This is a genomic window from Parabacteroides sp. AF17-3 (assembly GCF_003635445.1).
In the GTDB taxonomy this organism is placed as follows: Bacteria; Bacteroidota; Bacteroidia; order Bacteroidales; family Tannerellaceae; genus Parabacteroides; species Parabacteroides goldsteinii.
The window spans coordinates 144,500-168,420 of the sequence record NZ_QTMM01000016.1 but is presented as its reverse complement, the minus strand read 5'-3'; the positions used below and the strand labels follow the sequence as shown (position 1 = coordinate 168,420).

The window sequence follows — 23,921 nt, the reverse complement described above, 5'->3', positions numbered from 1 at the left end:
ATCAGATTTAACAGAAGATAATATTGTACTTGAAGGGATAAAAATTGGTTTTTATAGGGATAAGATTGTACTAAGCCGATCATAAACAAATAATTAACAAGGCATTAGCAAAATACATAATAATACTATAGTCCTAGGAGAACTATGTTAATATGGGCAAATATAACGTATTTTTATTCATTTTTCTAATAATACCCTATAGTTCTATCTAAAAGACGTGATACAAATATGTTATAGATTGTATATATTATATAACATATATGCACAAATGAACTTTAGGTTAAATCTGGAGTAGTTATAAAGAAAAACAAGCCTTTTCCAAGACGACTATCCATAGGAATAAACTTATTGACTGGTCTGAAAAATGAATTTTGATAACATAGTTCTCCTAGTACTAAGGCTCAAAATTATAAAGATGATACGAATTACAAATTTGATAATATTATCAATCCTTTTCTTTGTTTTCCAGGTAAGCGGAATAAACTTTCCAGATTTCTGGTTTGAACACATAACAATAGCCGATGGATTATCCCAAAACTATATCACAGATATTAAGCAGGATAAGGACAGACTCATTTGGATCGGCACTAAAAACGGACTCAATAAATACGATGGCTACGAAATGACCATATACAATCATATACAAAATGATTCGACATCAATTCCTAATAATTACATCTCCTACATATATCAGGACTCAAAAGACAATCTTTGGATCGGAACAAATACAGGCCTATGCAAATACATTTCGGAAAAAGACTGTTTCGAACAATTCAACTTCGAAACCACGGATAGCCCACATTCCAACTACAACATCTCCTCTCTTTTTGAGGACAGAAATAATACTTTATGGATCGGAACAGAAGAAGGGTGTCTGATTTCATTCGACCTAAACACAGAAGGACTCAAAATATATAGAGCTTCTCAGGGAATCAAGGCTATTGAGCAGGACAAAAGTTCTTTACTGATAAGAGGAAGAAATAAGGGTATCATACACTTCGATCCTATCGAAGAAACCTTTTATCAAACTGCAATCGACTCAACATTCAATTCTGAGACAGTCACAACCATTGCTACTGATCCAAAAGGAAATTTTTGGATAGGTACACAAAGTCACGGCTTTTATCTATACGGGAAAAACCTTAACAAACTATCCGGACAGACCATTCTGGACATTCATTTTTATAAAGATACTTTTGCCTTGTTAGGAACCGAAGAAGATGGTCTTGCTTGCTACAATATATATACTGACGAATTTCAATATATAAACAATACACACAAAAATGTAAATCTCAATTCGGAAGGAATCACTTCATTATATGTAGATTCCACACAAACAATATGGATAGGAACGATCAATGGTGGAATAAATAAATTTGATCCGAACCGGAACAGGTTTGTACACTTGTCGCTTTCACCCAAGTATAATACGCCTTCTACTATCCATTGTGTTTTTGCATTGGAGACATTGGATAATCAATCAATATTAGCCGGATTAAATACAAAAGGAGTCTATTCGCTGGATAGCAGAACTTATAAAATTGACAATACTGCTATAAACCAAATAGCCCCTCAACTAAGCGAAACAACAATCAATACCATTCTGAAAGATAGCCGGGGTTTATTGTGGCTGGGCACTTACAAAAAATCGCTAATCATATCCGGTCCCAGAAACTTAACCGAACCAATAAACAAACTAATAGAAAAGAGCTTATCCCCATCAAGCTCAATCAAATCTTTGTATGAAGATTCTCAACACAGAATATGGATAGGAACAGATAACAGCGGACTGTTCTGCTACGATCCGAAGTTACATACTCTCCCCGGGAATACGAAAGAACTAAAAAAATACATTTATCCCGATCTGATAACCTCGGTTATCGAAGACGACAACCACCAACTCTGGGTAGCAACAAACTGTGGACTATATTTATACGATCCGGAAGAGGATTCTTTTACAAGAAATTTTCTCGCCAACCAAGAACAACCCTATTCACTGGCAAACACAATTATCCCGATCTGCCCAATCCAAGATACGCTTTGGCTTGGAACACGGCAAGGGCTCATCAAATATTCACACAAAGAACAAAAACATCGAATATTTCAGGTGGAAGACGGACTGCCAAGCGAAAGTATCAAAGGCTTATTGTATGACGAACCGAATAATAAACTCTGGATATCGACCGATCGCGGACTCAGTTGCCTGAATCTGTCTTCTTACCAATTCATAAACTTCGGACTAAAAGATGGAATTGTCGGAACTGAATTCAATGATATGAGTTTCGAAAAAGGTGCCGACGGAACTTTCTTCTTTGGTTGTGTAGACGGAATATACTGTTTCCGTCCGGATCAAATAAAAATGAATCCTTATGCCCCTGGGGTTATCATTACTCACTACCGGTTATATGATGATTCCCCCCAAAATAAAACAAATGGGGATATATCACGTATCCCTGTCCCTTCAAACAAAGAGATAACAATCCCGTTTAAACAGTCTATTTTCAGCATAGACTTCGTTGCACTCAACTATACAAACACACCTAAAAACCAATACGCCTATAAATTAGAAAATTACGACAATAACTGGCACTATGTCGGGACACAACACATGGCAACCTATACGAATTTAAACCCCGGAACTTACCTGTTCCGGGTTAAAGCCTCCAACAACGACGGTGTCTGGAACGAAAAAGGAGCCTCTCTGAAAATAACGATACTTCCTCCCTGGTGGCGAACAACATGGGCTTATTTTATCTATACAATAATAATCGGAGGTATTATTTTTATTTCAATCAGAATTTATACTAATCGGTTGAAAATGCAAAATCAGCTTAACAGGGAACAGTTCGAACGGGCACAACTAGAAAAATTAAACCAGTTAAAATCACAGTTCTTTTCCAATATCACCCACGAATTCAGAACGCCATTAACGCTTATTATCAGCCCTTTGGAAGCCATAAGTAATACTAAAGGCAGAGTTTCCCTCCGAGAGAATTATCTCACTACAATAAAAAACAATGCTTATAAACTACTGGACTTAGTGAACAGGCTTCTGGATTTTTCAAAAGTAGAGTCCGGTTGCTTCACCTTTAATCCGATTAATATAGACATTATATCTTCCATTAAACACGGTGTTGCATACTTCCAGCCTTTAGCCGGAGAGAAAAATATTACACTCATCTTTCATGCCGACAAAGATGATTTTGTCTGCTCTATCGATCCCAATATTATAGAAAAAATACTATACAATTTAATTTCAAACGCCATAAAATATACTCCTGAAAATGGGACAGTAGAAGTTTGTGTTACACTGGAAAAAGGTAATTTATTAAGCCTCTCGGTAAAAGACACAGGGAAAGGAATTCCCGTTAATAAGCAAAAGGTTATATTCGATCGCTTCTACCAGTTAGACGGAGATATACCTAATGGTACCGGTATCGGCCTGTCATTAGTGAAGAGTCTGGTAGAGTTACATCATGGAAGTATCGATATGGAAAGCGAAGTGAATAAAGGTACAATATTCACCATTCACATCCCTTATAAAAATGCAACAACAAATGAAGTAATAATTATCCCGACAGTTGAGAAGAACAATCGACCTAATAAAGAAAAAGACCGGGCATATCTAACGAAAATGCTGAACGAACAGGATATTCAGGAAACCAATTCAAGTTTCCCAACCATATTGATAGCAGAAGACAACCATGATCTCCGGGAATTTATTAAGAGTATTCTGAATAATAAGTATAACGTAATAGAAGCGGAAAATGGAGCCATAGCACTGGATATAGCGCGAAAAGACAGTCCGGATATTATTATTTCCGATATTCTGATGCCAGAAATAGATGGAAAGCAACTTTGTGTACAAATCAAACAGGACATACAAACTTGCCACATCCCTTTCATTATGATAACAGCTTTGAGTTCAGAAACCGACCAGATAGAAGGCCTGACAGTCGGTGCTGATGATTATATCACCAAACCGTTCAATCCGGAAATTTTAAAAACAAAAATCAAGAACGTATTAAAAAGTAGGGAGCTTATATCCCGCCGCTATGCAACATTGTCCGCTCTAGAACCGGAAGAATTTGTAACAGAAGATAAAGATGCAACCTTTCTACTGGAAATCATCGAATTCATAAAAGCAAATGTATCCAATCCGGATTTAAAAGTAGATGACCTATCTAAAAATGCAGGCATGAGCCGAAGTCCATTTTTCAAAAAACTAAAAAATCTTACCGGAAAAACTCCAAACGATTTCATTCGTGACATCCGTTTAAACCAAGCAGCCAAACTTTTATTGAAAAGTGATTTAAACATCACTGAAATTGCTTATCAAACAGGATTCACTTCTCCGAAGTATTTCAGGGAATGTTTCAAAAAACAATTTGGAGAATCCCCCAGCCAATATATTGAAAACAAAAAAAGCCTCCCCGGGAAATAACCTGGGAGACTTTTTCTGATATTGATTTTAAGCCCGTAACTATTCAGCGAACCGTAACCCTTTCAGCTTATCCCATGCACCACGGGTAAAGTCCGGGATTTCGACCGGGGCGCCTCCATTCTTCACGGATGTTTCCGTCAGTTCGGTCAGGCAGGACCATTCGGCTGCATCATATACATCCTGATCCAGCGGCAAACCGTTACGCAGACAGTAAATAAGGCGATAATCCATAATAAAGTCCATACCGCCATGGCCTCCTACTTTCCGGGCTTTTTCTCCGACCTCTTTAGTTATCGGATGTTCATACAAAGCCATGATAGAATCCATTTGCACCTTACTCAGGAATTCGTGTGCTTCAGGCTCCAGCGCAATACCTTCTACGGGATATTTCTGGGCAAAACCTTTCGTTCCGCTAACAACATGATGGCGGTCGTACGGACGCGGACTGGTTACATCATGCTGAATCAGAATAGTCTTTCCTTTCTCCGTCTGAATCAATGTGGTATTCATGTCACCTACTTTATAGGTCTGTTTGGCTTCTTTCGAATCGGCTCCGAAAGTTTCTTTGGCATATTCAGTCATCCCGACCTGTTTAGTGGACATGGATACCAGATAATTCATTTTATCCCCTCTGTGAATATTCATAATCTGACAGATCGGCCCCAATCCATGGGTCGGATACGGATTTCCGGTATGTTCCTCGTTATATTTCAAACGCCACATTCCCTGATAACCGCCCTTTTCACTCGGATAGAAATTCAATGAACGCAAGTCATGGATGTAAGCCCCCTCCCCATGGATCACCTCACCGAATACACCCTGTTGAGCCATATTCAAGGTAGCCATTTCAAAGAAGTCATAACAACAGTTTTCAAGCATCATACAGTGCTTACGAGTCTTTTCTGCCGTATTAACCAACTGCCAGCATTCATCGATCGACATGGCAGCAGGAACTTCTACAGCCACATGTTTGCCATGCTCCATCGCATAAACAGCCATAGGAGTATGTTTCAACCAGTCTGTGCAAATATAAACCAGGTCGATGTCATCCCGTTCACAGATCTTTTTCCAGTCTTCCGAACCGGTATATTCATCGGCAGCGGGTAGTTTTTTATCCGTCAACGTTTTTTGCGCACTTTTCACGTAATCACTATTCAGGTCAGAAAGAGCTTTCACCTCTACCCCTTCCAAGAAAGTAGAACGATAAACGGCTCCGCTTCCACGCATACCCAGACCGATATACGCAATACGTACTGTCGGGATAGGATCGCAAGACAAGTTCAAAACATCTACCTGCCCGGCAGGACGTTCTGGAGCTGGTGTCGGAATCATTTTAACCTGCGCCACCGACTGATTACAGGTAAAACCGGCTAATACAGCCAGTAAAAACAATGAATAAACAATTCTTCTCATAAGTATTTTAAATATATAAAGTGCGAATAAGTTAAGAAAAGCGGGCCATCCTTCATACCGGATGGCCCGGAACTAAGGTTAATTAATACCCTGGATTCTGATCGTCTTTCAGAAGCGGGTTCAAGTCCATTGCATTTTGAGGTATAGGCATCAGAAGGATACGGTCGTTCCATTTCTTTTCGATCAGTTTATATCCGTTCGGAGCATATGTAATTCCATTCATAGACTTCTGCCCATAGGCCGAACCATAACGGCGGATATCATCATAACGATGTCCTTCGCCGGCCAGTTCTATACGGCGTTCATTACGTACAAATTCCAAAGCTGCATCTTTTGAAGGCATGGTAGCCGGCACATTCGGCATTCCGCAACGGTCACGCAGATCATTCAATGCAGCCTGCACTTCACCATCCCAACCAGAATTGACAATACGGGCTTCAGCGAAAGTGAGTAACACTTCGGCATAACGAATGACAGGATAATCATCAGAACTGTTATAATCGTTATATGGACTCAATGCCACCATTTTACGATAGCTATATCCGCTCCATGACTCATTTCCGTCCAGTCCGGCTTTAGTCGGATCCCATCTGTAATAGAACGTGCCGCCTTTAAAGTCAGTTTCGTGCCAACCCTTGAACGGGAACTGGATAGAAGCATACAAACGGCTGTCACGGTTACGGAACTCCTGCATATAAGCAAATTTTGTAAGATCCATAGTCGGAACCTTTGCTATATAGGCTGCCTGGTCCAGGCCATCCACCTCAGCATTAATCACCTCGAAATTTGTTTTACGAGTTTCCATCGGGATCAACGAACGGACTGTCTTGCCATCAATATCCCAATAGGCATCCACCAGGTCCTGCATCGGTTCGAATGAAGAGTATCCTGATCCCATCTGGCTGGGACGGATATACGTATAACGCGCCCAGTCATTGTTATTATCGTCATTCATGTATTCGCGGGTCTGGATATACTCAGGATTGGAAGGAGAAGCATTGTCATGATGCCAAAGCGCTTCATAGCTGAACAGTCCTTTTGCAAATTTGTCCTTATCGATACCCTTTACTTCAAAATCAATGAACTGACCTAATTCTTCCGCTTCTTTTCGCTGTGCTTCATTCAAAGACGTCACACGGAACAATGAATGGTGTCCCTCTTTAATAATGGTGTTAGCCGAAGCCTCGGCCTCCGTGTAATTACCGAAATACAGTGCGGCACGTGCACGCAAAGCCAAAGCGGCGGCACGTGTGATACGCCCGGTTTCCTCTGTATAACCACCGTTGTATTTGTCCGGCAGGACAGCAGCGATAGCAGCCAGTTCATCCAGGATAAAAGACTGCACTTTATCGACCGGGTCACGCGGAACGTTCGGAGCATCATATTCCATCACCGTTGTTACGACCGGCACTTTTCCGAATTTAGTTGTCAGATCCAGATAAGCCTGGGCACGGAAAAAACGAGCTTCCGCCTTCATCCTTTCTTTCAGGGTTTCATCCATTTCACAGTTATCCACCTTCTCCAGGAAGTTGTTTACAATACGAACCGTACTGAAATTATATCCACGGTCTTCCGCCGTACTCAGTTCACTTTGCTGGATAGATTCGTACGGGCCTTCCCAGGGTTTATGGCTATGGGCATTATCCGTACACATCTCATCCCAGATATCAAAACCGTTACCTTGTGCATAACAAGCATTCAAACCGTACCATGCATCTTTCTCCGATGTCCAGAAACTTTCTGCCGATATATCGGATGGCGGAATCACGTCCAAATCACAAGCTGTAAAAGAGGCAGTTATCAAGCCAAACACTGCCCATTTCTTTATATTTAGATTTACCATTACTCTTACTTAATTTTAAATTATTGAATCGATTAAAAAGATACGTTCACGCCGAAAGCAACCGACTTGGTTCCTAACGAACCGATACCACGTCCGGAAGAGGCTTCAGGATCGAAATCTTTCATCACATGATCGGCACGCAATGTAAACAGGTTTTCACCGGTCAGGAAAAATTTCAAAGAAGACATTCCCCATTTGGAAATGAGATTAGACGGAACACGATAGCCCAGAGAAATAGTCTTGATACGGAAATAGTCTGCATCAAACAATTGGTAATCTGAGAAATACTGATTATAATCATCCAGACTGTGTCCGCCATAAATACGGGGATAAACAGCACGCGGATTCGGATTCTCCTCCGTCCAGCGTCCCAGATGGAACTTACGCGGGTTTGAGTTCAACATAAAAGCAGAAACCTGTTCAGATTCAAAACCAGCCATTGTTCCGGATACACCTTGTCCAAAAATAGAAAGCTCGAAGTCTTTATATTGCAGATTCAAATTAATACCATATGTAAAGTCAGGCACATCTTTACCGATAATCGTACGATCTTCTCCGTTAATGGCACTACCCCATTCTACATTCTCGCGTTGCGGAACATACTTGATATCACCGGCTTTCGGTTTACGACCGTAAGTATAATAATGACCGGCATCGATCTCCTCCTGTGTATACAACCCGTCTGTTTTCAATCCGAAGAAAGAACCGATCGACTCGCCTTCACGCAGGATATAACGTATCTTGTCACCTCCATTCTGGATAATATCATCAGATTCACCCATGTCTTTGATCTCATTATGGTTGGTTGCAATATTGGCACTTACCATATAAGAGAAATCACCGAACGATTTGCGATGCGTCAAAGCCAACTCAAAACCACTGTTACGCACCTTGGCTATATTTTGCGAAGGGTTAGACCAGATACCCGTTTCTAACGGTACATTGTAACTCAGTAAGATATCACTGGTATTCTTCACATAGTAATCAGCAGTTAAACTCAGTAGTCCGTTGAAGATATCGAAGTCGACACCTATATCGGTCAAGGCAACCGTTTCCCAACCTAATTTCTCGTTTGCCGGTTTCGATTCCAATACTCCCTTTACCGCTTCATTATCGAAGTTATAATCTGCACCATTATTATACAGCTGGAAATAATCGTAATTACCTACGTTATTAATATTACCCAACGTACCCCATGAAGCACGGACTTTCAGGTTATTGATCCAATCGATCTGTTGCATGAAGTCCTCCTGGTTGATACGCCATCCGGCAGAGAAAGACGGGAAGATCCCCCAACGGTTATCTTTATGGAAACGGGAGGAAGCATCCGCACGCAGGTTGGCTTCAAACAGATAACGATCCAGCAGGCTATAATTCAAACGACCGAAATAAGAAAGGATCTTATATTCTCTCAGCGGCGTACCATACGAATTCTGGTCCGGTTGATCTTTGCTGATCTCTCCACCGGTCGTCATATCTTCCAGATCATCCGTTACAAAATCTTTCCATTTTGCATAAAGACGTTCATATTTATAATGTTCGTACGAGGTACCGGCCAGTATACCGATATTATGTACTTTATTCGACCAGTCGTAGCGGGCTGTCAATGTATACATGGTCCGGTTTTCACTCTGCCAGAACATATTCATTTCATTTGTATACACACCGGTTCCAGGGATTTCAGCACCTGTTTCAAAATTCTTTACATTATCCTGCAAAGCGGTATACCCTCTTGATTTACTTTCCCATCCTTTGAATGCACCTTGTCCGGAGATCACCAAGCCTTTAACAGGTTTAAGATCGAATCCCAGATCGATCATTGTATTATCGGTCTTACCGTCCGACCAATTATTCTTGCTCAGGGCACGCAACGGGTTACCGTTCATAAACGACTGGGTAGCCGCCTTTCCTCCGGCAATGGACCCCCATTCACCGTTCGACTGCTGCGCAACCATCGTAGAAGGTACCATCAGGAAATTTCCGATCGAAGCAACTCCATGTTCCGTTTTATTAGTACTACGGATAAACTTCACGCCCGATTTCAATGTCAGCCATTTTGTTACATCGGCAGCCACATTGATATCCAGATTATAACGCTGTGAGCTTTGTCCCGGCATGAACTTATCATCATACAGATACCCCAATCCGGAGAAGAAACGTACTTTATCGCTACCACCGCTAAAATTCAACGAATGCTGTGTGGTAACCACCGGATTATCGAGCACCAGGTCCGCCCATTTCGTATTCGGATAATAATCCGGTTTCGAACCGTCCCGGAACCACTTGATCTCATCTTCCGAATAAGCGGCATTTTTACCATTGCTTGCATCACGATTATAGAATGCTTCGTTCAACAAGGTCGCATAATCCCATGAATCGAGTACGTCCGGCAGATAAGTCGGCATCTTCATTCCGACATAGCCGCTGTAAGAAACATTCATCTTTTCTTTCTGACCGCGTTTAGTTGTAACCAATACTACACCATAAGCGGCACGTGAACCGTAAATTGCAGAAGAAGAGGCATCTTTCAGGAAAGAGATAGTCTCAATACTGTTCGGATCCAGGTTTGAAAACAAGTCGGCATCAGCAATCGCACCATCGATCACATATAAGGGAGAAGAAGTACCCAGGTTACCGCGACCACGGAAATTGATTGAAGGTGTCGAACCCGGACGGGAAATAACCGTTACACCGGGAACCGTACCCTGGACAGCGGCCAACACATTTGTCTGTACACGGTCTTTGATTTCTTCAGAACTGATCGCAGCTACCGAGCCGGTCAGGTTCACTTTCTTTTGTGTACCATAACCTACAACCACTACTTCATCCAGTAATTCAGAATCTTCTTCTAAAATAACATTAACCGAAGTCTGACCATCTTTCAATGTAATATTTTTTGTTGTATAGCCAATATAAGAGATAAGCACGTGCTTATCTCTTCCTGACAGTGTCAGGACAAAATTACCATCAAAATCGGTTACAGTTCCGTTTGTCGTACCGGCTTCCACCACGCTGGCCCCGATAACAGGCTCGCCATGCGCATCTTTCACGACACCTTTGATCGTAACACTTTTCTGCTGCTGAGTCGTATTCACTGACGATGTACGTGCAATCCCCCCTTCAGATGATTTTGAAACCACGATCTGATTATTTACAATACGGTAAACGTATCCTGTATTCTTGAACATATGGTTCAATACTACATCCAGAGAAGCATCGGTAACATCGATTGAAACCTTCTTACCCAGATTAATCTGGTCATCATTATAAAAGAAAGTATAGCCGCTCTCTTTCTCTATTTCTGCAATCACAGACGACAGAGGTGCGTTACTTTTCTTCATGGTAATTTGATAGACTTGTGCAAAAGCCGAAATAGGAACCAGGCCTATCGCACCTACCAGAAACAATTGTGTGATCTGTTTTTTGAATTGTTTACAGAACACATCTTTCAACAAAATAACTCGTTTGTTCATATTAATAATTAGATAAAATAAATATGCGTTTTTTCTTTCTCTTTATCAGCCAGTATTCCTACTGTCTCTCATTATCCGGTTTGTTTGTTTTTCATATATCCCTGATTTAAGTTTAACATAATTATTTATTAACTTTCTCATACAAGACAAAGCTGTCTCCTTTTTTACGATAAGCAACCGGAGAACTCTTGGATATGATATCCAGCAAAAGTTCCAACGATTCATCATGAATAGAAAAGGTAAAACTATATTTACCGGCCAGTTCAGACGGACATTTTATACTTATGCCATACCAGCTTTCCAGACGGGGAAGGATCATTCCCAACTTTTCATTTTTGAAATTTGGCCTCCCTTCCCTGCGCCAGGATGAATACTGATCGGCATTTACTTGCATGATTTCGGCTTTTCCGCCCATCACATAAGCCAGTTTTTCATCAGGCTTAACCAGTAAGACATCACCTTTCTCCCGCTCTTTCTTTGTGCTTACTTCGACCGCCCCCTCTGCCAGAATCATTTCCGCATAAGAAAGGGAGTCAACACAAAAGACTTCGAAAGCAGTCCCCAATGCCTTTATATCCATACTTTTTGTTTTCACAATGAAAGGGTGTTCCGGATCATGGTGTACCTCAAAAAAAGCCTGCCCGGACAAAGAGACTTCCCGTCTTTCTCCGTCAAACGACTCCGGATAAGTTAATCTTCCGCCGGCATTCAACGACACATGGCTACCATCCGGCAGATAGAACGACTCCATCGACTGCCGGCCGGCACTTACCACATAAATAGTTTTCTCTTTTGTCCCGCTTTGTCCTATCAACCAGGAGCCAACCGAAATAAGCAGAGCCAGAGAGGCCGCTACCGCATATTTCATCCAATAGTCCCGACGGGTATTATAAGGATGTATCTTCCGCATAACCCGGCCCAGCACCCGCTCTTTAGCCACAGGACTAAGAAACGAATCTCCCGGTTCATTCCACTGTTCTTTCAAATGGCGTAAAACAGGTTCCCGACCGGCCAGAAATTCTTTTTCCTTATCAGTCAGTCCGCCTGCCAGGGCCTTTTTTATAATATCTTCTTCTTTCATTTCCTTCATATCTAACACTAAATACTCCAAATTCAGAGTTATCCCCCAGAAGAATATCAAACTTTTTTTATTTTAACAAAACCGACTCTCTCTCAAAGAGACTTTTGCTATTCTTCAATTCTTTTCTATCTTTGCAATAATCAATAAAGAAGCTAAATTGGATAATCAAACACTAATACTGGCATTAAAAAACGGTAGCGAGGAGGCCTTTACTTCTTTGTATCACAAGTATTGCGATAAAGTCTACAAGTTTTGCAGACTCTATTACACAAACGATTCTACCACCGAGGAAGTAGTACAGGAAGTATTTATCAAATTATGGGATATACGCAGTTATGTAAATGAAAATGAAAATCTGGAAGGATTACTGTTCATCATCACCCGGAATATGATTTTCAGCAATTCAAAGAAAAATTTCAACGAAACTTTCTATAAAATGTCTATCCTTGCGGCTTACGACAAGGCTTATGATATAGAAGAGGAATTGCATGCAAAAGATCTGCGGATTTATATTGAACGGCTGGTAAACGAATTGCCGCCCAGGCAAAAGGAGGTCTTTTACCTGAGCCGCCATGAACAACTTAGCTATAAAGAAATTGCCGAAAGACTCGATATTACCCCAAAGACAGTGGAAAGACACATCAATGAAGCGTTGAAATATCTGAAAAAGAATATTTACTTCCTGCAATTATTCCTTGCAGCATAACGGGTTATTTCCCTATTATCTCCTTCAGTTGCACCGGTTTATCCGTAGTGATAAAATCGACATTCTTTGCAACGAACGATTCCATTACAGCCGGATCGTCCACCGTCCACACATTGATAGTCAGGCCGGCATCTTTGGCTTCCTGAATCCATTCGGGATGTTTGTCAAAAACTTTATAATGATAATCCAGGCCGGAAAAACCTAATACCTTCAGGTCTGCCGGTGAAACTTCTCCACGAAGATAAGAAACCTGGGCACTCGGGGCACGGCGGATCAACTCCTTACAAATATTCATACTGAAAGAGATGTATTCCACCTGGTCTTCCATCTGGTATTTCTGCACCAGATAAAGAATAGTTGCAACCGCTTTATCTTCATTCACGACTCGTTTATGAGGTTTGATTTCAAGAATAAGCTGAGTTCCCTGATTTTTCTTTCCCTGTATCAGGTATTCTTCCAAAGTCGGTAACGTTTCTCCGTTTTTCAACTTCAGGTCTTTCAGTTGTTCATAGAGAGAAGTTTCTATACAAAAACCCTGAATACTGTCATCATGATTAACAACCGGAATGCCATCAGCCGTTATAGACACATCGAATTCAGAGCCATACGCTCCAACCTCATGAGCCTTGTTCAAAGCCGTAACCGAGTTCTGAGCAGAACCTTCACAATCCCAATACCCACGGTGGGCAATCACTTTTGTCTGGGAATAAACGCTACTTGCACATAAGAACAGGACAAGCAGCATAGTAAACATTGATCTTTTCTTCATCTTATCGAATATTATGTATTAGAATCCGTAGCAAACAACATTGTATAACGAAGGTGTAAACTTACTGAATCTGATTGGATTCTAAAAACTTCAACCATAAAAAAGTGCACCGAAAGAGTTATTCACTCTTAAGATGCACCTTTCAATATCATTAGATTTATCTGTTACTTCTTGTTTTCTTCAATCCACTTGCGTGCATTTACGAAACCTTCGATCCACGGAGTCACTTCGTCACCCTTACGATCGGCAGGATAATGACCGCACTGCCACGGGAACAAGGCACGTTCCAGGTGAGGCATCATAGCCAGGTGGCGTCCGTCATGCGAGCAAACACCGGCAACCGACCAGGGCGAACCGTTCGGGTTGGCAGGATAACCTTCATAGTTATATTTAAGTGCGATATGATATTCCTTCTCTTCGTACGGGAACCAGAATTTTCCTTCTCCGTGCGTGATCCAGATACCCAGCTTCTGACCGCTCATCGGACCGAACATGACTGAATGATTCTTCGGAATTTCCACAGAGATGAAGTTTGATTCCAACTTGTGAGAATCGTTATGCAACATCTTATGTTTCTTTTCATGTTCCGGATAAACCACTCCCAGCTCTGCCATCAACTGGCAACCGTTACAGATACCCAGACTTAGTGTGTCAGGACGTGCATAGAAGTTATCCAATGCTTTCTTAGCCTTTTCATTATATAAGAAACCACCGGCCCATCCCTTGGCTGAACCCAACACGTCAGAGTTGGAGAAACCACCACAGAACACGATCATATTCACATCTTCCAGTGTTTCGCGTCCCGAAGCCAGGTCGGTCATGTGAACGTCTTTCACATCGAAACCGGCCAGATACAATGCGTAAGATGTTTCACGTTCGCACTGGCAACCCTTTTCACGGATAACGGCTGCACAGATTCCGCTCTTTCCCTTACGGTCAGGAGTCAGGCCATAATCGGCGAGCTTACCGGTAAAGTTCTTGCTGTATTTGAATTCCAGCGGCTGCATCTTATAGTTTTCGAAACGGTTGCCTGCGCATACGCTACCGCTCTGCTTGATATCCAGCTTGTAAGACGATTCGTACCATACGTCACGCATATAGTCGATACCGAAATGATACTGAACACCTTCTTTTTCCACCAGGATATGACGTTCGTCGGTCGGTTTGGCAATGACTGCACAACCAACACCAGCTTCTTCCATCAATTTCTCGAAAGCCTTCTTGTCTTTCACCTGAACCAGGATACCCGGATTTTCAGCAAACAGGATCTTCACAATGTCTGTTTCAGACAGCTTATCCAGATTGACTTCCAGACCGCCTTCTACGTTTGCGAAGCACATTTCAAGCAAGGTTGTGATCATACCACCGGCAGAAATATCGTGTCCGGCAAGGATCAGGCCCTTTTCGATAGCATCCTGAACTGCATTGAAAGCATCAGCGAAATATTCGCTGTCCTTTACAGTCGGCACTTCATCACCCAACTTGTTCAAAGTCTGTGCAAAAGCGGAACCGCCCAGCTTCATCGTATCGAACGAGAAGTCTATATAATATATGTAAGAGTTCTTTTCGTGAGCCAATACCGGAGAAACAATCTTACGGATATCGCTTACCTCAGCACCGGCAGAAATAATTACCGTACCCGGAGCAATCACCTTATCGTCGCCATATTTCTGTGTCATCGACAAAGAGTCTTTACCTGTCGGGATATTGATACCCAGTTCGCAAGCAAAATCGGAAGCGGCCTGAACAGCGGTGTACAGACGAGCATCTTCCCCTTCGTTGCGGCACGGCCACATCCAGTTGGCACTCAAAGAAACACCTGTCAGCTTATCTGCCAACGGAGCAAAGACGATGTTCGTCAACGATTCGGCAATAGCCATAACAGAACCGGCAGCCGGATCAACCATTGCCACCTGCGGAGCATGACCGATAGAAGTAGCGATACCAGCTTTTCCACGGTAATCCAATGCTACGGCACCCAGGTCACTCAACGGCAACTGCAATTCACCCTGACACTGCTGACGGGCGATCTTACCTGTTACGGAACGGTCCACCTTATTGGTCAACCAGTCCTTACATGCCACAGCTTCCAGCTGAAGTACGTTTTCCAGATAATGATGCAGTTCCGATTCTTTGTAAACGACCGGAGCATATGTTTCTTCCACCGTATGATCCTTCATGATCGTTCTGGGCGGTTTACCGAACATATATTCCAACTTGATATCGATAGGCTTCACACCGTCAGCCTGCTCGAATACAAATTTCATATCGTTAGTCGTTTCACCAACCACATACATCGGAGAACGTTCACGGTCAGCGATACGTCTTACGCGGGCCACATCTTCTTCTTTCATCAGCAAGCCCATACGTTCCTGGCTTTCGTTACCTACGATTTCTTTAGCAGAAAGCGTCGGGTCACCGACAGGCAACTGGCTCATATCGATATGTCCGCCTGTAGCTTCCACCAATTCCGACAGACAGTTCAGGTGACCGCCTGCACCATGGTCATGGATAGAAACAACCGGGTTATTATCCGATTCGGCAATGGCACGAATCACATTCGATACACGTTTCTGCATTTCCGGATTAGCACGCTGCACGGCATTCAGTTCGATACCGCTGGTGTACTGCCCCGTGTTTACAGAAGAAACAGCACCACCGCCCATACCGATACGATAGTTGTCACCACCCAGCAACACCACCTTTTCGCCGGGCTGCGGATCACCCTTTAGCGCATCACGCATATTAGCGTAACCGACACCACCGGCCAACATGATTACCTTATCGTAAGCATATTTTTTATTGTTTTCTTCATGCTCGAAAGTCAGCACCGAACCGCAGATCAGCGGCTGACCGAACTTGTTTCCAAAATCGGAAGCACCGTTTGAGGCCTTGATCAGAATTTGTTCCGGCGTCTGATACAACCAGGGACGCGGATCAAGCACCTTTTCCCATTCACGGGCACCTTCCGTACGCGGATAAGCAGTCATGTAAACGGCTGTACCGGCAATAGGCAAAGAAGACTTACCTCCGCCCAGACGGTCACGGATCTCACCACCGGATCCGGTTGCTGCCCCGTTGAACGGTTCAACCGTTGTCGGGAAGTTGTGTGTTTCAGCTTTCAGCGAGATAACCGATTTGATTTCTTTTACCTCATAAAAGTCAGGTTTGTCACCGCTTGCCGGAGCAAACTGTTCGATCATCGGCCCTTCGTTGAAAGCCACATTATCTTTGTAGGCAGAAACCAACTTGTTCGGGTTTTCTGCCGAAGTTTTCTTAATCAGATTGAAAAGAGAACTTTCTTTCTCTTCTCCGTCGATAACGAATGTACCGCCGAAGATTTTATGACGGCAGTGTTCCGAGTTTACCTGTGCAAAACCGTACACTTCGCTGTCGGTCAGCTTACGTTCCAGCTTCTGGCTTACTTCATTGAGGTAGGAAACCTCTTCGTCACTCAAAGCCAATCCTTCTTTTTTGTTGTAAGCTGCAATATCCTCGATATAAACAATCGGATCCGGTTGTTTACTGATTGTGAAGATATCCTGGTTCAGGCCGTTGTAGATACGTTGCAACATCGGGTCGTGATCAGCTTCACCGGAAGAAACTGGGAAGTATTCTTCGATACGTGAGATACCGCTCAAGCCCATGTTCTGAGTGATTTCCACAGCATTGGTACTCCACGGGGTAATCATTTCCCGGCGCGGACCAACATACCATCCATCCAATGTTTCGGATTGGAGTGGAGCGGCTTCACTAAACAACCAAACGAGCTTTTGAACATCTTCAGGAGAGAAAGCATGTGCCGCCTCAACAGCCAGCACCGTCTTTGTTGGAGATTGAAAGAATAGAATCATATCGTCGATTTATTAAGATATTCCAATAACAGACTGCAAAGATAGTAAATATGTAGCAGATAAGAATATTACTCATTACATTTTAATAATGTGCCAATGTGTTCTATCAAACATGTCTTTATTAAAAATCAGCCCTTATGATTACCGGATTACTTTCTTCATCAATCTGGCTCAATATGTTTTTCACTTCATCGCTTAGGTTCTCTTTTCCACTATAAGTTGCTATAAATGTCTCAGCCGGACACACCATAAACATACTCTTCCCATCAGAAGAGATAAAACCTGGCCAAAAGGTTACACCACCATCCAGATCATTCAATAATCCTAACTGTTTGGAGATTGGTTGTTTTAACAACTTAAACTCCTTTATTTCTTTATCATAAATACCACATACCATAGTCATTGTAACTTCCTTCTCTTCTCCCCAATAATTGACTTTGATAGTAAATGGCTCCGGAGCATAATTATTAAAATCAAAATACATAAATATATGTCGACCAGAGTCTTTCATATTCAATAATTTTATATATTTCCATTTTTGAGCAAGCAGAATATTATCATCAATCGACATTTTATATTCTCCATAATCAAACACATACTTAGGTTCCAGATCTAAAGAATCGATATTTATTCGATAGATAGTATCTGTTCTTGTTTTATAATAATAAAAATCTGTCGGTGACTTATAAATTTCCGAATCTGTCATAACCGTTCTCACACCATCTATCCCAATTATCGGATTACGAGCTTTCAAAAAAGACATTTGGTCAAAAGAATCATCACTAAACATCGCTATATATTGATTATCGACTGGAGATGTCAATTCAAAAAAGAACAAATTCGGAGATAAGAATTTAAATAGCCAAGCAAAATATCCTTTTCCAAGCAAATTTTGCTTGATTGGTATACTACGAAGAAAACCACCATCAGCAGTATACTCTAACAATTCTACATCATGATTTTTCAAATAAATTTTATTATTTAGAAAATCAATATCTACGTCTTTAAGATATACATACTCTCCAGGACCATTACCTATTGTTCCAATCTTTGAGATAAATTTACCGGAATCAGAAAATTTATAGATTTCATTATTTGATCGTAAATAAAAGAAACCATTCCCAAAATAAGAGTTCTTTTCATAAACACCTCCCAGCAATGTTTGATCAGTAGTTTCCAAAGGTATATAATGGAGTGACTTCGCATAATCGCTTAACTTCTCCACTTGATACTCTCCTTTATTTACGCATGTAGCCAAAGGAATAATCTCAATTTCAGAGTTTGAAACATGATCTTCTGCACAAGAAAACAAAATCAAACTTAACAACAAAAAGAAAACATTCATATTAAACTTCATTATCTATATATTTTCTAATCACATAAGTATACTAATACAAGTAAAGACTTATTTCTCTAAAACGCAAGTAATGTTCCATAAAAATAACAATTAAAATGATATTACATATAACTATAAATCATCTTCTTGTAAACTCTTTACATTTAATATTTAAAACCCTTCTTTCAAAATCTTTCTCAGTGGTTGGAAGAAGCGTTCTATTAAACGTGAATCATCAGTTACTATTTCAGCTGTCGCTTTCATTTCATAAAAAACAGGCAGGCTTTTTCCATAATTGGTAATCAATCCGTCAGGGAAAACAATCTCTATCATATAATTATCTTCCGAAGGAACTAATGATACCGATGACAAACGACCATTTACAATACCGAACTCCTGATCCGGAAAATTCGTAAACCGCACGATTACCCGCTGTCCAACCTTCACTTTTCCCGAACGTTGTAACGGCAACAATGCCCGCCCCATCCAACTTTCACCTTCTTTTGGCACAATACGGGCAAAAATATTTCCAGATGAAAGATACTGGTTCGGAGCCTCCTGTAAAAGTAGCTGCACCTTACCTTCCGCCGGAGCCATCAGACAATAAGCCATCTCCCAACTATGGATTGACGCCAGTAACTGGCCTACCGAAGCCCGGTAATCGCGAGCTGAAATATCTTTCGATGCCAAACTCATATAAGCCGACTGAATATCACCCAACAGCCACATATCCTGTAACAAATAATAATTCAACCGTTCCGGTTCTTCTTTATAACGCGCCAACAATTTTTTCAAACGAAACACATCATCCGTCTTTGCTGTATTTTCAATAACAGCCAGTGGAGCACCGGATTTTACTTCCTGACCATTCGATACATACAGCTCACTTATCTTCCCTGACGAGCGTGCAACCACCTCCACTACAGGTTCACGGCTTGTCAGTGTCATCTCCGTCTCCACTATATCCGGATAAGTAAAAAAATAACTGCCCACAAGAAGTGCCAGTACCACAATAAACAATATTGTAATCCCCCACCGTACAATCCAGGCAGGGATTTGTCCCATCACCTCTTGTACTTCTTCACTGCGTAATTCTATTTCCTTATTCTCCTTACTCAACTCTCTTTAATTTTTTATTTTCAATTCCCAAGTTCTAACTGATTCTTCACCAGTTTATAATAAACGCCCCGCCGTGCAGTCAACTCTTCATGTGTCCCTTCTTCAACAACCCGTCCTTTATCAAGCACCACGATATTATCCGCATCCCGCACCGTACTTAACCGATGTGCCACAACAATCACTGTCTTACCTTTATAAAACAGATGAAGATGCTCCATAATCTCCCGTTCATTATTCGCATCTAACGCATTTGTTGCTTCATCAAAAAAGATAAACTCAGGATTTTTATACACAGCCCGGGCGATCAGGATTCGTTGTCGCTGTCCCTGACTCACCCCGTTTCCCTCCATACCAATCTTTGTATTATACCCCAACGGCAACGAATCAATAAAGTCCCTGATATTAGCAACTGTCACAGCATGCAACAGCCGTTCCTTATCAATTACTTCCACACCAACAGCAATATTCTTAGCGATCGTATCCGAAAAGATAAAACCATCCTGCATCACACATCCGGTATGAGCACGCCAGACATGCGGGTTGATATTTTTCAAAGATAAGTCACCTATTTTAATACTCCCTTTATTAGGATCATAAAAACCTAGTAACAGCTTAATCAGTGTTGTCTTACCACTTCCGCTTGCTCCGACAACCGCCGTCACTTTATGTTGTGGAATCCTCAGATTGATATGATCCAAAACATAATCCCGGTCTGCCCCATCATAGCTGAAACTCAAATCCTCAATATATAAGGTCCGGTTTTCCGGTAAAACATTTACTTTCAGAGCTAAGGTTTGTTCCTCGTCTTCTCGTTGATGAATCTCCCCCAAACGCTCCAAACTAATCTTTGCATCTTGAAATGAACGTGCAAAGCCGATAAACTGTTCAATCGGTGAAGTCAACTGTCCTACGATATAAGTTAGCGACATCATCATACCCAACGTCATCTCACCTGAAACAACTGCTCGAGCGGCAATAAAGGAGATCAGGATATTGGTCGTTTGGTTAAAAAACACTGATCCAAGTTGTTGATACTGTCCTAAAGCTAACCCCTTAATACTGATTTTAAATAACTTTACCTGAATACGTTCCCATTCCCAACGTTTTTCCGTCTCACAGTTATTCAGTTTGATTTCTTGCATACCGGTGATTAGTTGAAACAAATTACTCTGCTCACTTGCCGCCTGCGCAAATCGTTTTATATCCAATTCTCTCCTATATCTCATAAACAGCAGAATCCAGGTAACATATAAGCCATTACCCAGCAGGAACAACGCTAATATAGTTAAATCATAATAAGCCAGTACAAAACCGAAAATGATGAAATTCACAAAAGAAAACAACGTACTAATAGAAGTTCCCGTCATAAATGACTCAATACGGTTATGATCACCGATACGTTGCATAATATCGCCCACCATCTTCGTATCGAAAAAATGAAGGGGTAAGCGCATGAGTTTTGCTAAAAAATCAGAGATCAAAGCTATATTAATCCGAGAGTTCATATGTAAAACAACCCAATTACGTATAAAATCAACAGAAAGTTGAGCTACAAATATAACAACCTGAGCAATCAATATAAGGGTTATATAATTCAGATTTCCATCCCGAATACCAGAATCAACCAAAGCTTGAGTCAAAAAGGGCATAATCAACTGCAAAAGACTACCAGTCAACATGCCTAAAACCAATTGAAGTAACTCTCTCTTATAAGGAGTTAAATATCTAAAAAAAAATAACATATTATTCTTTTCTATCATTTCACTCTCTTTACGATCCAGAAAATCTACTCCAGGTTCCAACAACAGAGCAGTACCGGTATCCTTTCCTTCTACTTGTGTACTAAACCAACACCGTTCAAATTCCGCTTCACTATAAACCAACTTTTTACTTGCCGGATCTGCAATATAATATTTCCCATTCTTTATTTTATAACAAACAACAAAGTGACGTTGGTTCCAATGCAAAATACAGGGCAATGGGACTTGATCACGCAGTTGATCAATAGTTATTCTAGCCCCAATTGTTCGAAAGCCAATAGCCTCAGCCGCATCACTAATTCCAAGCATAGATACCCCCGTACGAGTTATAAAAGTGGCTTCACGAAGATATTGCAAAGAATAATTACAACCATAATATTTTGCAATCATTCTAAGACAAGTCGGTCCACAATCAAAAGAATCTAATTGACTATAAAAAGGGAATTGATTTAGCATTTATCAATATATTAAATAGATTAGACCAGTATTAACAACAAATATATTATATGGCATAAATCTTAATCAAGATCCATGTGCAAAAAGCACTTTAAATCCAATATATCATATTCATTAGGCAGTTTATAGCCATTTATTAATATTGTTGGAGTCACATTTAAACCCATCTCCCGAATCCATCTTTCGTGATTTTCATATTCTTTTAGAGATTTATCATCGATTACAACTCCATATTTATCAAAAAATTTCTCTTTCATCCTATTACCTCCTTTATACCACTCATTGTAAATATCAGAGACTCGATCTATATCATTATTTTGATATGCAGATATTAGAAATCTATTCGTATCTTTCAGTTCATCAGTAAATGAAGAAAAAATATATTGTACAAAAAAATTATTAGAGTCTGTATTATTTAATAGATCTCTAATTTGTTCATGTACTTTGGCACAAGGACTACAGTAGGGATTAGTTAATATTGTAATCTGAATTTTTGAAGACAAATTCCCCCATACAATATGAGAAGTATTTTTATCTACATAATACTTATCACTCTTCTTCAACAATGCATAGAACACATCATCTTTTACCTTCAGACTATTCAGTGCCTGTAAAGTTTGTTTAAACTCAATATCATTTTCCAAGAAGTAAGATAAACGATTAATCAAAAATAAAGGTATCAAATATAGACTAGCAACTAATACAAGTGAATATAGAGATAAGACAGGAAGAGATATATTATTAAAAAATATATTAGACAAGAATACTAACCATATTACAACTTGTACTATCAAGCACAGCAAACACCATTGATTTATTTTAATTTTTTGATACCATACACTCCAAAAAGAATATGGTAAGATCAATATATTTATAAAATACACATAAGGAAGTAGCATTGGAACAAATATAGATATAACAATATTAGAAAAAAAATAACCTAACCCTATTTCACTCCAAGTAATATTTGTTCCCCACATTTTTGCAGCATTTGTATCTAATATATTATTACAATCTGACTGTTTAAATAAACTACATATTCTGTCTCCATAGTGGCTATGTCGATATATTTGCTTTGTCAGTAATAAATTACTAACCCAGAAACCAGTTAAATTTAATAGCAGAAAAATATTTAACGCAAAGTTTTGATATAAATTATTTTTCAAATAAATAACAATAAACAATAGCAATACCAAAAGTATCAATAGAACCTTTTGTATGTTCTCATAAATCATCTTTTTATAATGTTTATGATAATTAGGTTCTATTGAAATGTTATCATCAGCCTCAGCGACTAACACAACACCAGTCCATATTCTATAGAATTCATCTATTGGTATTGAAATATCTTTACCATTCCAATAGAAACAAACTGTAGTATTAGTCATTTTGTATATTAAAATAAAATCATCATACGTATGAGCTATGAATGGGATAGGCAAATCTAATAATTGATCATTATTCTTTTGATCAAACTTTAAAGACATATTTTCTATTCTATAGTCATTAAGCATTTTGGATAATCCATACAAACTATTCTTATAGGGGTGTTCTTCAAAATATTTATTAGAAAAATAACTTGTATGCTTCACCCCTAACATTTTAACAAACATTGTAAATATGTTATTTTCAATATGCATCATAATAGATAGATCTTAAACTGATAA

12 protein-coding genes are annotated in these 23,921 nt (G+C 40.3%); 2 read left to right on the top strand and 10 right to left on the bottom strand.

What is annotated here, in order from left to right; genetic code table 11:
- The first annotated feature begins 415 nt into the window (after window positions 1-415).
- Complete coding sequence (locus DWW91_RS20635) at window positions 416-4,444, top strand: hybrid sensor histidine kinase/response regulator transcription factor (RefSeq protein WP_046146237.1); 4,029 nt, start codon at window positions 416-418, stop codon at window positions 4,442-4,444.
- A gap of 39 nt (window positions 4,445-4,483) precedes the next feature.
- Here DWW91_RS20635 and DWW91_RS20630 read toward each other — a convergent pair whose 3' ends face one another.
- The 4 genes from DWW91_RS20630 to DWW91_RS20615 form a co-directional block, all read right to left on the bottom strand.
- Complete coding sequence (locus DWW91_RS20630; protein WP_122328805.1) at window positions 4,484-5,857, bottom strand: Gfo/Idh/MocA family protein; 1,374 nt, start codon at window positions 5,855-5,857, stop codon at window positions 4,484-4,486.
- An 82-nt stretch (window positions 5,858-5,939) separates the two neighbouring features.
- A complete protein-coding gene (locus DWW91_RS20625; RefSeq protein WP_122328804.1) occupies window positions 5,940-7,700 on the bottom strand; it encodes a RagB/SusD family nutrient uptake outer membrane protein in 1,761 nt (586 codons plus the stop codon).
- A gap of 32 nt (window positions 7,701-7,732) precedes the next feature.
- Window positions 7,733-11,173, bottom strand: coding sequence for a TonB-dependent receptor (locus tag DWW91_RS20620; protein ID WP_046146234.1), 3,441 nt, complete (start codon window positions 11,171-11,173; stop codon window positions 7,733-7,735).
- A 121-nt stretch (window positions 11,174-11,294) separates the two neighbouring features.
- Window positions 11,295-12,263, bottom strand: a complete 969-nt coding sequence (locus DWW91_RS20615) for a FecR family protein (RefSeq protein WP_044215148.1) — start codon at window positions 12,261-12,263, stop codon at window positions 11,295-11,297.
- 148 nt (window positions 12,264-12,411) lie between these two features.
- Here DWW91_RS20615 and DWW91_RS20610 point away from each other — a divergent pair, with 148 nt between their 5' ends.
- On the top strand, window positions 12,412-12,960 hold the full coding sequence (locus tag DWW91_RS20610; protein WP_009859765.1) for an RNA polymerase sigma-70 factor: 549 nt from the start codon (window positions 12,412-12,414) through the stop codon (window positions 12,958-12,960).
- Between the two features lie 4 nt (window positions 12,961-12,964).
- On the opposite strand, the gene DWW91_RS20605 is transcribed toward DWW91_RS20610, so the two are convergent.
- The 6 genes from DWW91_RS20605 to DWW91_RS20580 all read right to left on the bottom strand — a co-directional run bounded on the left by DWW91_RS20605 (window position 12,965) and on the right by DWW91_RS20580 (window position 23,897).
- Window positions 12,965-13,729, bottom strand: coding sequence for a glycerophosphodiester phosphodiesterase family protein (locus tag DWW91_RS20605; RefSeq protein ID WP_009859766.1), 765 nt, complete (start codon window positions 13,727-13,729; stop codon window positions 12,965-12,967).
- Between the two features lie 164 nt (window positions 13,730-13,893).
- On the bottom strand, window positions 13,894-17,583 hold the full coding sequence (gene purL, locus DWW91_RS20600; protein ID WP_122328803.1) for a phosphoribosylformylglycinamidine synthase: 3,690 nt from the start codon (window positions 17,581-17,583) through the stop codon (window positions 13,894-13,896).
- Window positions 17,584-17,704: 121 nt separating this feature from the next.
- On the bottom strand, window positions 17,705-18,940 hold the full coding sequence (locus tag DWW91_RS20595) for a 6-bladed beta-propeller (RefSeq protein WP_122328802.1): 1,236 nt from the start codon (window positions 18,938-18,940) through the stop codon (window positions 17,705-17,707).
- A gap of 150 nt (window positions 18,941-19,090) precedes the next feature.
- Window positions 19,091-20,038, bottom strand: a complete 948-nt coding sequence (locus tag DWW91_RS20590) for an HlyD family efflux transporter periplasmic adaptor subunit (RefSeq protein WP_370449602.1) — start codon at window positions 20,036-20,038, stop codon at window positions 19,091-19,093.
- A 20-nt stretch (window positions 20,039-20,058) separates the two neighbouring features.
- Complete coding sequence (locus DWW91_RS20585; RefSeq protein WP_122328801.1) at window positions 20,059-22,254, bottom strand: peptidase domain-containing ABC transporter; 2,196 nt, start codon at window positions 22,252-22,254, stop codon at window positions 20,059-20,061.
- A gap of 62 nt (window positions 22,255-22,316) precedes the next feature.
- Complete coding sequence (locus tag DWW91_RS20580; RefSeq protein ID WP_122328800.1) at window positions 22,317-23,897, bottom strand: vitamin K epoxide reductase family protein; 1,581 nt, start codon at window positions 23,895-23,897, stop codon at window positions 22,317-22,319.
- Between the last annotated feature and the right edge of the window lie 24 nt (window positions 23,898-23,921).

Bases quoted from the DNA above. Each gene is read 5' to 3' on its own strand.
- DWW91_RS20635 (WP_046146237.1), top strand. From the start codon at position 416: ATGATACGAATTACAAATTTGATAATATTATCAATCCTTTTCTTTGTT.
- DWW91_RS20630 (WP_122328805.1), bottom strand. From the start codon at position 5,857: ATGAGAAGAATTGTTTATTCATTGTTTTTACTGGCTGTATTAGCCGGT.
- DWW91_RS20625 (WP_122328804.1), bottom strand. From the start codon at position 7,700: ATGGTAAATCTAAATATAAAGAAATGGGCAGTGTTTGGCTTGATAACT.
- DWW91_RS20620 (WP_046146234.1), bottom strand. From the start codon at position 11,173: ATGAACAAACGAGTTATTTTGTTGAAAGATGTGTTCTGTAAACAATTC.
- DWW91_RS20615 (WP_044215148.1), bottom strand. From the start codon at position 12,263: ATGAAGGAAATGAAAGAAGAAGATATTATAAAAAAGGCCCTGGCAGGC.
- DWW91_RS20605 (WP_009859766.1), bottom strand. From the start codon at position 13,729: ATGAAGAAAAGATCAATGTTTACTATGCTGCTTGTCCTGTTCTTATGT.
- purL (WP_122328803.1), bottom strand. From the start codon at position 17,583: ATGATTCTATTCTTTCAATCTCCAACAAAGACGGTGCTGGCTGTTGAG.
- DWW91_RS20595 (WP_122328802.1), bottom strand. From the start codon at position 18,940: ATGAAGTTTAATATGAATGTTTTCTTTTTGTTGTTAAGTTTGATTTTG.
- DWW91_RS20585 (WP_122328801.1), bottom strand. From the start codon at position 22,254: ATGCTAAATCAATTCCCTTTTTATAGTCAATTAGATTCTTTTGATTGT.
- DWW91_RS20580 (WP_122328800.1), bottom strand. From the start codon at position 23,897: ATGATGCATATTGAAAATAACATATTTACAATGTTTGTTAAAATGTTA.